This window comes from Pseudomonas sp. AC172, assembly GCF_979258595.1.
Map to the genome: position 1 here is coordinate 5,966,394 of NZ_OZ409868.1, position 11,672 is coordinate 5,978,065.

8 protein-coding genes and 2 tRNA genes are annotated in these 11,672 nt (G+C 59.7%); 6 read left to right on the top strand and 4 right to left on the bottom strand.

Translation table 11 applies throughout. The annotated features are described in order from the left end of the window. Window positions 1–11 precede the first annotated feature (11 nt). The 6 genes from hflX (at window position 12) to ACZ0A4_RS26920 (ending at window position 8,371) form a co-directional block, all read left to right on the top strand. Window positions 12–1,313, top strand: a complete 1,302-nt coding sequence (hflX, locus tag ACZ0A4_RS26895; protein WP_463576968.1) for a ribosome rescue GTPase HflX — start codon at window positions 12–14, stop codon at window positions 1,311–1,313. Window positions 1,314–1,409: 96 nt separating this feature from the next. Then, on the top strand, window positions 1,410–2,582 hold the full coding sequence (gene hflK / locus ACZ0A4_RS26900) for an FtsH protease activity modulator HflK (RefSeq protein WP_141127330.1): 1,173 nt from the start codon (window positions 1,410–1,412) through the stop codon (window positions 2,580–2,582). Beyond that, window positions 2,582–3,451: a protease modulator HflC gene (gene hflC / locus ACZ0A4_RS26905; protein ID WP_034151639.1), complete on the top strand. Its 870-nt coding sequence runs from the start codon at window positions 2,582–2,584 to the stop codon at window positions 3,449–3,451. The genes hflK and hflC overlap by 1 nt, the downstream gene beginning before the upstream one ends. Window positions 3,452–3,764: 313 nt before the next feature. Further along, window positions 3,765–4,952: an ATP phosphoribosyltransferase regulatory subunit gene (locus tag ACZ0A4_RS26910; RefSeq protein WP_007915833.1), complete on the top strand. Its 1,188-nt coding sequence runs from the start codon at window positions 3,765–3,767 to the stop codon at window positions 4,950–4,952. Between the two features lie 54 nt (window positions 4,953–5,006). Next, on the top strand, window positions 5,007–6,296 hold the full coding sequence (locus ACZ0A4_RS26915) for an adenylosuccinate synthase (protein WP_008078328.1): 1,290 nt from the start codon (window positions 5,007–5,009) through the stop codon (window positions 6,294–6,296). Window positions 6,297–6,436: 140 nt separating this feature from the next. Next, window positions 6,437–8,371, top strand: coding sequence for a methyl-accepting chemotaxis protein (locus ACZ0A4_RS26920; protein WP_242208808.1), 1,935 nt, complete (start codon window positions 6,437–6,439; stop codon window positions 8,369–8,371). 90 nt (window positions 8,372–8,461) lie between these two features. Here the strand turns inward: ACZ0A4_RS26920 and ACZ0A4_RS26925 are convergent, their stop codons facing one another. The 4 genes from ACZ0A4_RS26925 to ACZ0A4_RS26940 form a co-directional block, all read right to left on the bottom strand. Then, a complete protein-coding gene (locus ACZ0A4_RS26925; RefSeq protein WP_463576970.1) occupies window positions 8,462–10,027 on the bottom strand; it encodes an ABC transporter permease in 1,566 nt (521 codons plus the stop codon). Beyond that, complete coding sequence (locus ACZ0A4_RS26930) at window positions 10,027–11,037, bottom strand: extracellular solute-binding protein (protein ID WP_463576972.1); 1,011 nt, start codon at window positions 11,035–11,037, stop codon at window positions 10,027–10,029. The genes ACZ0A4_RS26925 and ACZ0A4_RS26930 overlap by 1 nt, the downstream gene beginning before the upstream one ends. Before the next feature lie 188 nt (window positions 11,038–11,225). Further along, window positions 11,226–11,312: transfer RNA gene (locus tag ACZ0A4_RS26935), tRNA-Leu, on the bottom strand. A gap of 180 nt (window positions 11,313–11,492) precedes the next feature. Next, window positions 11,493–11,579: transfer RNA gene (locus ACZ0A4_RS26940), tRNA-Leu, on the bottom strand. Window positions 11,580–11,672 lie beyond the last annotated feature (93 nt).

The following is an 11,672-nucleotide window of genomic DNA, read 5'->3' on the forward strand; positions in this document are numbered from 1 at the left end:
AGGAGTCTCCTTTGTTCTTTGAGCGCCACGGTGGTGGTGAACGAGTCATCCTCGTTCACTTGGATGGACAGGACCCTGAGGCGCGCGAAGATCCGCAGGAGTTTCAGGAATTGGCTAATTCGGCCGGCGCCGAGACCGTTGCGTTTTTTAACGTGCCGCGTCATCGGCCAACCGCCAAATATCTGATCGGCAGCGGCAAGGTCGAGGAACTGCGCGACCTGGTCAAGGCTGAAGAAGCTGATCTGGTGATTTTCAATCACATCCTCACGCCCAGTCAGGAACGTAACCTCGAACGTGTTTTCGAGTGTCGCGTGATCGACCGTACCGGTCTGATTCTCGATATTTTCGCCCAACGCGCCCGTACCCATGAAGGCAAGCTCCAGGTCGAACTGGCCCAGCTTGACCACATGAGCACCCGGCTGGTTCGCGGCTGGACTCACCTTGAACGTCAGGGTGGCGGTATCGGCATGCGCGGTCCAGGTGAAACCCAACTGGAAACCGACCGCCGTTTGCTGCGGGTTCGCTTGCGCCAGATCAAGGGCCGGCTGGAGAAGGTGCGCAGCCAGCGCGAGCAATCGCGACGTGGTCGCTCCCGTGCGGATATTCCGACCGTATCTCTGGTGGGATATACCAACGCCGGTAAGTCCACACTCTTCAACAACGTGACGAAATCCGACGTCTACGCGGCCGACCAATTGTTCGCCACGCTGGACCCGACCTTGCGCCGTCTCGACATTGACGACCTGGGGCCGATCGTCCTGGCGGACACGGTGGGCTTCATTCGTCACTTGCCGCACAAGCTGGTCGAAGCATTTCGGTCTACCCTCGAAGAGTCGAGCAATTCCGATCTGCTGTTGCACGTGATCGATGCGGCCGAACCGGATCGCATGTTGCAGATCGAGCAGGTGATGGTAGTACTGGGCGAGATTGGTGCCCAGGACTTGCCGATCCTCGAGGTCTATAACAAACTCGATTTGCTTGAAGGCGTTGAGCCACAAATCCAGCGCGACGAAAACGGCAAGCCCCAGCGGGTCTGGCTTTCGGCGCGTGATGGCAGTGGTCTGGAATTGCTTGAACAAGCCATCGCCGAATTACTCGGCAGTGATTTGTTTGTCGGTACCCTGCGCTTGCCGCAACAATTCGCCCGACTGCGTGCGCAGTTTTTCGAACTCGGTGCGGTGCAGAAAGAAGAGCATGACGAAGAAGGCATCAGTCTGCTGGCCGTTCGTTTGCCCCGTGTCGAGTTGAATCGACTGGTAAGCCGCGAAGGATTGCAGCCGATGGAGTTCATCGAGCAACACACTTTGCAATAAAAGCCTGAAAAAGCGGTTGTGCCGCAACGGCAGGCATTCTGTAGCATTGGTCGGCGCGCCGTGGGTGCGTCTTTGCTTTATCAGATGGAGAGCGCTATGGCTTGGAATGAGCCGGGTGGCAACTCGAATAATCAGGATCCTTGGGGTGGCAAGCGCCGCAATAACGGCGACCGCAAGGGGCCACCGGATCTCGACGAGGCCTTCCGAAAGCTGCAGGAAAGCCTGAACGGGTTGTTCGGTGGTGGTAAGAAACGTGGTGATGACGGCGGTGGTTCAGGCAAGAGCAGTGGCGGCTTCGGCGGTCTGCTCGGCATCGGCCTCGTTGTGCTGGCGGCTGTCTGGCTGTACAGCGCGGTCTACGTGGTCGACGAGCAGGAGCAAGCCGTGGTGCTGCGCTTCGGCAAGTACTACGAGACTGTCGGCCCGGGCCTGAACATCTACTTCCCGCCGATCGATAAAAAGTACATGGAAAACGTCACGCGTGAGCGTGCCTACACCAAGCAGGGCCAGATGCTGACCGAAGACGAGAACATCGTCGAAGTCCCACTGACCGTGCAGTACAAGATCAGCAACCTGCAGGATTTCGTGCTGAACGTCGATCAGCCGGAAATCAGCCTGCAGCATGCGACCGACAGTGCATTGCGCCATGTGGTGGGTTCCACCGCGATGGACCAGGTGCTGACCGAGGGTCGTGAACTGATGGCCAGCGAAATCAAGGAGCGTCTGCAACGATTCCTCGATACCTATCGCACCGGTATCACCGTTACCCAGGTCAACGTACAGAGCGCAGCGGCACCGCGTGAAGTACAGGAAGCCTTCGATGACGTGATCCGCGCCCGTGAAGACGAGCAGCGTTCGCGCAACCAGGCTGAAACCTACGCCAACGGCGTCGTGCCGGAAGCCCGTGGTCAGGCCCAGCGCATCCTTGAAGATGCCAACGGTTACCGCGACGAAACGGTCTCGCGCGCCAAGGGTGAGGCTGACCGCTTTACCAAACTGGTCGCCGAATATCGCAAGGCACCTGAAGTCACCCGCCAGCGTCTGTACCTGGACACCATGCAGGAAGTCTTCAGTAGCACCAGCAAGGTACTCGTGACCGGTAACAAGAATGGCCAGAGCAACCTGCTTTACCTGCCGTTGGACAAGATGATTCAGAACAGTTCGGGCAGCAATGCGCCGGTCACCGGTTCGGCCGCCGCCAGTAACAACACGGATGCCGCGCCGCATGTCACTGACCTGCCGCAGTCGCGCACAAGGGAGACCCGCTGATGAGCAATAAATCGCTGATCGCCCTTATTGTTGGCGTCGTTGTCGTGCTGGTGGGCTGGAACTGCTTCTACATCGTCGCTCAGACCGAGCGTGCGGTACTGCTGCAATTCGGTCGCGTGGTTCAGGCGGATGTTCAGCCAGGTCTGCATGTGAAAGTGCCTTACGTTAACCAGGTGCGTAAATTCGACGCACGCCTGATGACGCTGGATGCACCGACACAGCGTTTCCTGACCCTGGAAAAGAAAGCCGTGATGGTCGATGCCTACGCCAAGTGGCGCGTGAAAGATGCCGAGCGCTTCTACACCGCGACTTCCGGCCTCAAGCAGATCGCCGACGAGCGTCTGTCCCGTCGTCTGGAATCCGGTCTGCGTGACCAGTTCGGCAAGCGCACCCTGCACGAAGTGGTGTCGGGTGAGCGTGACGCACTGATGGCTGACATCACTGCATCGCTGAACAAGATGGCGGAAAAAGAGTTGGGTATCGAAGTTGTCGATGTCCGGGTCAAAGCCATCGATCTGCCGAAAGAAGTAAACCGCAGCGTGTTCGAGCGTATGAGCACCGAACGTGAGCGTGAAGCTCGCGAGCACCGCGCCAAGGGTAACGAGCTGGCCGAAGGCATCCGCGCCGACGCCGATCGTCAACGCCGCGTGCTGCTGGCTGAAGCCTATCGTGAATCTGAAGAGGTTCGCGGTGATGGTGACGCCCAGGCGGCTGCGATCTACTCCAAGGCCTACGGTCAGGATCAGGAGTTCTACGGTTTCTACCGTAGCCTGCGCGCCTACCGTGAAAGCTTCGCGAACAAATCCGACGTACTGGTCCTCGACCCAAGCAGCGACTTCTTCCGTTACCTGGAAAAGTCCAAGCCTTGATACGACGTTGACCTGAATCATTCCGCCCGGCGGCTAATACCTCGGGCGGGGTGATCCTTTGGGAAAACGTGTGTATGATGCGGCAGCCGGGAAATTCCCGGCTTTTTTGCGTCTGCACGTTTGATTGCTGTTTTTTGTTGCAGGCATCGGGTTGAATGGCCCGAGAGTTTTTCGAGGAAAGTGATGGGCGAAGCCGTTAACAGGCCTTTCGCCGCGTCGTTCATGCGCGTGCGTTTTGAACGGACCGGTCATTTTCTGCTTCACTCAAGGCTCGCCCGCAGGCTGGCCGCCCGGATCAAAGGGGAATGGCGTAATGGCAACGGTAGACCGCTGGCTGCTGCCAGATGGCATCGAAGAAGTACTGCCACCGGAAGCGGCGCGCATTGAAGTTGCGCGTCGTCAGGTGTTGGATCTGTTCCAGAGCTGGGGTTACGAGTTTGTCGTGACTCCCCATATCGAGTACCTGGAATCCCTGCTGACCGGCGCGGGCCAGGACCTGGATCTGCGTACCTTCAAGGTCATCGACCCGCAATCGGGCCGGCAGATGGGTTTCCGTGCCGACATCACGCCGCAAGTGGCGCGCATCGATGCGCATACCCTGCGTCGCGAAGGCCCGAGCCGTCTGTGCTACGCCGGCAGCGTGCTGCATGCGCAGCCGCGTGCATTGTCGTCCTCGCGCAGCCCGATCCAGTTGGGCGCCGAGTTGTACGGCGATGCCAGCCCGAGCAGCGACGTTGAAGTGATCAGCCTGATGCTGGCCATGCTGCAACTGGCCGATGTGCCGGATGTGCACATGGACCTCGGTCATGTCGGCATCTACCGTGGTCTGGCGCGTGCCGCCGGTCTGTCCGGTGAAGTCGAGCAGCAGTTGTTCGATGCGTTGCAACGCAAGGCCATCGACGAGGTCATTACCTTGACCGAAGGCTTGCCGGCCGACTTGTCCGGCATGCTGCGCGCGCTGGTCGATCTGTGCGGAGGCCGTGAAGTGTTGAGCGCTGCCCGCGAGCGTCTGGCCAATGCGCCGGCGCCGGTTTTGGCGGCACTGGAAGACTTGCTGGCGATCGCCGAGCGTCTGTCGGCGCGCTTCCCGGAGTTGCCGCTGTACTTCGATCTGGGCGAGTTGCGTGGCTACCACTACCACACCGGTGTGGTGTTCGCGGTGTTCGTGCCGGGCGTTGGCCAGTCCATCGCTCAGGGCGGTCGCTACGACGACATCGGCGCGGATTTTGGTCGTGCGCGTCCGGCGACTGGCTTTTCCACCGATTTGAAAACCCTGGTGACCCTGGGGCGTGCTGAGATCGAGCTACCGTCTGGCGGTATCTGGATGCCTGACAGTACGGATGCGGCACTCTGGCAGCAGGTTTGCCAGTTGCGCAGTGAGGGTCAGCGTGTCGTTCAGGCGTTGCCTGGACAACCTTTGGCCGCCGCCCGTGATGCGGACTGCGACCGGCAATTGATTCAGCAGAACGGGCTTTGGCAAGTATCGCCACTGGCTTCTTGAGTTTTCCTGCCGGCCATCGCCGGCACCAAGTTTGCGCGAATGAGGACAAGTGTTATGGGTAAGAATGTCGTAGTCCTGGGCACCCAATGGGGTGATGAGGGCAAAGGCAAGATCGTTGATCTGCTGACCGAACATGCTGCCGCCGTAGTGCGCTACCAGGGTGGCCACAACGCTGGTCACACCTTGGTGATCGACGGCGAAAAAACCGTTTTGCACCTGATTCCGTCGGGCGTGCTGCGCGAAGGCGTGCAGTGCCTGATCGGCAACGGCGTGGTGGTTGCACCTGACGCCTTGCTGCGCGAAATCACCAAGCTGGAAGAGAAAGGCGTACCGGTGCGCGAGCGTCTGCGTATCAGCCCGTCCTGCCCGCTGATCCTGTCCTTCCACGTGGCGCTGGACCAGGCCCGTGAAAAGGCCCGCGGCGAGCTGAAGATCGGTACCACCGGTCGCGGCATCGGCCCGGCTTACGAAGACAAGGTTGCCCGTCGTGGCCTGCGTGTTGGCGACCTGCTGAACATGCCGCGTTTCGAAGACAAGCTGCGTGAACTGGTGGATTACCACAACTTCATGCTGGTTGGTTACTACAAAGAGCCGGCCATCGAGTTCGAGAAAACCCTGGCCGAGTGCAAGGAATACGCCGAGCTGCTCAAGCCGCTGATGCTCGACGTCACTGCCGAGCTGCACGACCTGCGTCGCGCCGGCAAAGACATCATGTTCGAAGGCGCCCAGGGTTCGTTGCTCGACATCGACCACGGCACCTACCCGTACGTGACCAGCTCCAACACCACCGCTGGTGGCGTGGCGACCGGTTCCGGCGTTGGCCCGATGTTCCTGGACTACATCCTGGGCATCACCAAGGCTTACACCACTCGCGTCGGTTCGGGTCCATTCCCGACTGAGCTGTTTGACGATGTCGGTGCACACCTGGCCAAGCAAGGTCACGAGTTTGGTGCGACCACCGGCCGTGCCCGTCGTTGTGGCTGGTTCGATGCCGTTATCCTGCGTCGCGCTATCGATGTGAACAGCATCTCGGGCATCTGCCTGACCAAGCTGGACGTACTCGACGGCCTGGAAACCATCAATATCTGCGTCGGCTACAAAGATGCGCAGGGCAATGCCGTTGCTCCGACCGATGCTGACAGCTACGTAGGCCTGCAGCCTGTGTACGAAGAAGTGCCGGGCTGGACCGAATCGACCGTGGGTGCAAAAACCCTGGAAGAGCTGCCGGCTAACGCTCGTGCCTACATCAAGCGCGTTGAAGAGTTGATCGGCGCACCGATCGACATTATTTCGACGGGCCCGGACCGCAACGAAACCATCGTTCTGCGTCATCCGTTTGCTTGATAAGTCGTTGATGTAAAAACACAAAGGCCCCTTCATCGGGGCCTTTGTCGTTTATGCCTGTTGGACGGCATGACCTTTGCTGTGAATCTGTCTACAAGAGTGCCATCAAATTAATGGCGTCAGAAGTAGAGGTATTCACAGTGTCGGCCGTTCTCTCACTGTTACAAAGCCGTTTGTTGCGCCCAGTGTTCGTTACCCTTGGTATCGCCCTTTTGGTGCAGGTGCTGGTGGCCGTTGCCCTGACGCGGAGCACCGTCACGGCGCTGGAAGCTGATTTGGCAGTGCGCCTCGGCGCTGACAGCCAGAAACTCTCGGGCGAGCTGGAGCAGGCCGGGCGTGAGGTCACGTCGAGCCTTGATGCTTTGTCTGCCAGTACCCGTCAGCGCCTGACTGCTGGTTTGTCAGCGCGTTTGAAGGACGAGCAGGCGCAGTTGCGTGCGACGCTGGAAAAGGATCTGAAGGATTCGGCCAATGACATGGCCCAGTTGCTGGCCTCGGTTGCGCCGCGCGCCATGTGGGACAGCGACGTGCCGACCCTGTCCGAGTTCGCCCGCCGGGCCCAGCGCAATCCCAATGTGTTGTTCGTGGTCTACGACGACGCTACCGGCCAGCACCTGACTCGCTATCTCAATCGCGAAAACCCGATCAACAAGGCCTTGCTGGAAAAAGGCCAGGGCGAGCGTGCGCTCGATAAAGTGCTGGATGCGGCCAAGAACGATCCGTCGGTTTACTACCTCGAAGCCTCGATCAATCCCAACGGCGTGGAAATCGGCAAAGTGCTGATGGGTGTGTCCACGGCCTCGGTGGAAACCGATCTGGCGGCGCTGGACAAGCGCTTCTCGGCGTTGATCGCCAGCAGTGATCAGTTGGTCGGCGACAGTCTCAAGGGCGCCGCCGCAGACAGTGCCAAAGCCATGCAGTCGCGCCTGCAATCGGCGCAGTCCACCGCGACCGAGATGAAATCCAATACCGCCAACACCGTTCAGGAAGCAGCGGCAACCTTGCGCTGGCGTATTGGCCTGGGTCTGGCGCTGGTCGGTTGCGGTGTGCTGTTGTTGCTGGCGGTAGTGTTGGGCCATCGCGTGGTCAATCGCCTGAAGATGCTTAACGCAGCCATGGATGACCTGGCAGCGGGCGAGGGCGATCTGACCAAACGTGTGCAGATCAACAGCAAGGACGAAATCGGCGACATGGCTTCGGCGGTCAACCGCTTTGTGGATAAGTTGCAGCCGATCGTGCGCGAGGCGGGCGATGTCGCGCAGCGTACCGGCGTAGAAATCGGCGCGATGACCCTGCGCAATGCCGGTGCCGATGCGGCGGCGGGCATGCAGCGTGATGAAGTGGCGGAAAGCCTGCGCGCACTGTCGCAAATGGCTGATGAGGCGCAGTCGGAAAGCCATGCCATGCAGGCCGCGTTGAAGCAGGTGGTGGATATTCGCCAGGCGACTGACGAGAACACTCGCACGTCCGCCAAGGTCGGCAGCCTGATCGAAGCGCTGGCGGGGCAGGTCGATACCGGGGCGAAAGTCATCGAGCGGCTGGCACAGCAGAGTGAGCAGATTGAAGTGGTGTTGACGGTGATTCACGGAATTGCCGAGCAGACCAACCTGCTGGCGCTCAATGCTGCGATTGAAGCAGCGCGCGCTGGCGAAACCGGGCGTGGTTTTGCGGTGGTGGCCGACGAAGTACGTGCACTGGCGAGCAAGACACAAAGCTCTACCGGCGACATTCAGGCGCACATCGTCGCTCTACAGCAGGGCGCACGTGAGGCGGTCGAGGCGATCGGTCAGGCCGGGCGGCAGGCTAGCGAAGGTTTGCTGGTGTTGCGTGACAGTGCGCGGTTGCAGCAATCGGTGCAGACGTCGGTCGAGCAGGTGCACGCGGCGATTGGCCTTGCGACGCAGGCTGCGGCACATCAAGCGCAAGGTGCGCAAGCGGTACGCGGGCGGGTCGAGACGATTCATGCCCAGGCCGAGAAAGCGGCGCAGGCGGTGGTGGAAACCACGGCCAGTGGCAAGGTGCTGGATGGTTTGGCGGCGCAGCTTAAGGCCAGTCTGGGGCAGTTCAGGGCTTGAGTTTGTCCGGGCTGGCCTCTTCGCGAGCAGGCTCGCTCCCACATTGGAATGCGTTTCTCTGTGGGAGCGAGCCTGCTCACGAAAGCGGTGTCAGCGGCTCAGATACATCCGCGTCGTCAGCAGATAAACCGGCAGCCCGGAAACCAGAATCAACAACGCCGCATAAGGCGCCGCCGCCGCGAACTCGACATTCGCCGTATGCGCCCACACCTCGGTCGCCAGCGTATTAAGCCCGGTCGGGCTCAATAGCAGCGTCGCCGTCAACTCCTTCATCGCATCCAGAAACACCAGCGCAAACGCCGCGCCCAGTGCCGGGAAGATAATCGGCAACGTCACCCGACAAAACGCCGTGAACGACGAAGCCCCCAGCGTGCGCGCGGCCTCTTCCAGTTGCGGCGCAGCCTTGTTCAGCGCTGTACGAATCGGCGCCTGCGCCAGCGGCAAAAACAACAACGCATAAGCGATCAGCAGCAATCCCGACGTCTGGTACAGCGCCGGCACGTAATGCAGGGCGAAATACACCAGCGTCAGCGCAATCACCAAACCTGGCAGGGCATGTAGCAGATACGGCAAGCGCTCGGCCCAAATCGCCAGTTGGCCTTTGTAGCGCACCACCAGCAAGCCGACCGGCACGGCCAGCACCAGGCACAGCGCCGCACCGCCAAGAGAAAGTGCCAAGGAAGAAAGCAGCGCTTCAGTGATTGCGGCGACCGGGAATGCTGCCGAGGAACCAACCGCCAGCCAGTACGCCAGCATTCCCAGCGGAATCCCGCTGCCGACAATCGCCAGCATCAGGCAATACGCCTGACCAACCGCCGCCCATGGCCCCAGTCGGACTTGCTCAGCCTGACGTGCCGCACCCTGTCCGGTGCGCACATGCCGACCCTTGCCGCGTACGCGCAACTCCAGCCACAGCAGCGCCAGACACAGCGCCAGCAGCACGGCCGAAAGCATCGCTGCGTTGGCGTTGCTGAATTCCAGTTCGAATTGCTGGTAGATCGCCGTGGTGAAGGTTTGCAGGCCGATAATCGACAGCGCGCCGAACTCCACTAGCATATGCAGGGCAATCAGCAGCGAGCCCGCCAGCAGTGATGGCCAGAGCAGCGGCAGAGTGACACGGAAAAACACGCCCCAGCGATTCTGCCCGAGGGTGCGGGCCGATTCTTCAAGGGAGGGATCGAGATTGCGCAGCGTCGCCGCCACCGGCAGAAAGATCAGCGGGTACTTCGACAGGCTCATCACCAGAATCGCCCCGCCGAGCCCTTCGAACTGCGCGCTCAAAGAGACCCAGGTGAAACTGCTGACAAATGCCGGCACCGCGAACGGCAGGCACAAAATCACCCCCCACAGACGGCGCCCCGGCAAATTGCTGCGTTCCAGCAGCCAGGCCAGCGACAGGCCGATCACGCCGCAGGTGATCGTCACGCCTACCATCAATGCCAAGGTGTTGCGCAGCAGGCCGAACACATACGGGCGCCACAGCAAGTGCAGCGCCTCGGCCCAACCGGCCTGCCAGGCTTTGACTCCGACGTAGGCCAGCGGCAAAAGGCTCAGCACCACCAGCAACAATACCGGCAGCACCAGCCAGATCGATGGCCGCTTGCGTTTTGGTACGTAACCCCCGCGCGCGGCGGGGGCGGATAACGATGCGGCCATCAGTTCAGGCCAACTTCACGTTCCAGTTCCAGTGCTTCTTCAGCATTGCCCAGATCGGCTGGCGTGACGTTCGGCGCTTCCAGCTCGCTGAACGGCTTGAGTCCGCGATCCGACTCCATACCTTTGTGCAGCGGGTATTCGGCGGTGGTCTGAGTGATCACGCGCTGACCTTCTTCGCTGGCCATGTAGGCAAGAAATTGCTGGGCTTCTTTTGGATATTTGCTGGATTTCAGCACGGCTGCGCTGGATACAGTGATCAGGCCGCCGACGTCGCCGCCGGTGAAGTAATGCAGTTTTGAATCCAGTTTGCCTTTCTCACGCTGCAGGGCGAACCAGTAGTAGTTGTTCACCAGCACAGTGGCGACTTCCCCGTTTTCCACCGCTTTAAGGGCGACCATGTTGTTGCTGTAGGTCTTGCCGAAGGCGCGCAGGCCGGTGAGCCATTCTTCGGCGGCGTCACGACCGTGCAGCTTGATGATCGCCACAGCCTGTTCCTGGAACGCGCCGCTGGTCGGTACGAAGCCGACTTTGCCCTGCCACTTCGGATCGGAGAATTCCATTACCGATTTCGGCAGGTCTTTTTCGTCGACCAGTTTCGGGTTGTAAGCGACTACGCGAACGCGCGCCGTCACGCCGATCCACGTGCCGTTACCAGCGACATATTTTTCTGGCAAAACGGCGAGGGTGGCGTCGTCGGTCTTGGCTAGCAGGCCCAGTTCACCGAGATTATTCAATGGCGGCGATTCTTCGGTGTAGATCACGTCGGCAGGGGAGCGGTCGCCTTCTTCGATGATCTGGCTGGCGAGCTGATTGCTGCTGCCTTTACGCACGTTGACATGAATGCCGGTCTTGGCTTCGAAGGCTTTGGCGATCGCATCGCCGACTTCCTTGTGTTGGCCGTTGTAGAGAGTCAGGGAAACCGCGTCGGCAGCCTGGGTGAGGGGAGTGGCGAGCGCCAGGCCGAGGAGGGTAAAGGTCAAGCCTCGGCGCAGGGTATTTCGAAACGTCATTCGCAGGGTTCCTCACTGTCGCATTGCAAAAACTTGCAACAATGATAAACGATATTGTTTCTCAAGTGCGCCTTGCGGTGGGGTTGGCGTTTTGATAGGCGTGGTGATGGATTTCTGGAAGCCAGAAACGCAAAAACCCGCTTTCGCGGGTTTCTGTGAAATCCAGGGTCGTAACCTTGAATTTGAATTGGTGCCCAGAAGAAGACTCGAACTTCCACGACCGTAAGGTCACCAGCACCTGAAGCTGGCGTGTCTACCAATTTCACCATCTGGGCAATCATCGCAAGCGTTGCCGCTGTTGATGTGGCGCACTATACGGAGCGCCTTTTGATCTGTAAACCCCTGATTTAATTTTAATAAATCAGTTTTAAGAAAACCCGGGCTTAGAATGCAAAAAACCCGCTTTCGCGGGTTTTGTGTGAGCCTTGAAACTGATCTAGTCTCAAGCTCGAAATTGGTGCCCAGAAGAAGACTCGAACTTCCACGACCGTAAGGTCACCAGCACCTGAAGCTGGCGTGTCTACCAATTTCACCATCTGGGCAGTATCGGCAACGCTGTGCGTCGTCGATGGCGCGCACTATACGGAGCGTCTTTTTAACTGTAAACCCCTCTCAGCAAAAAATATGATTTTTTT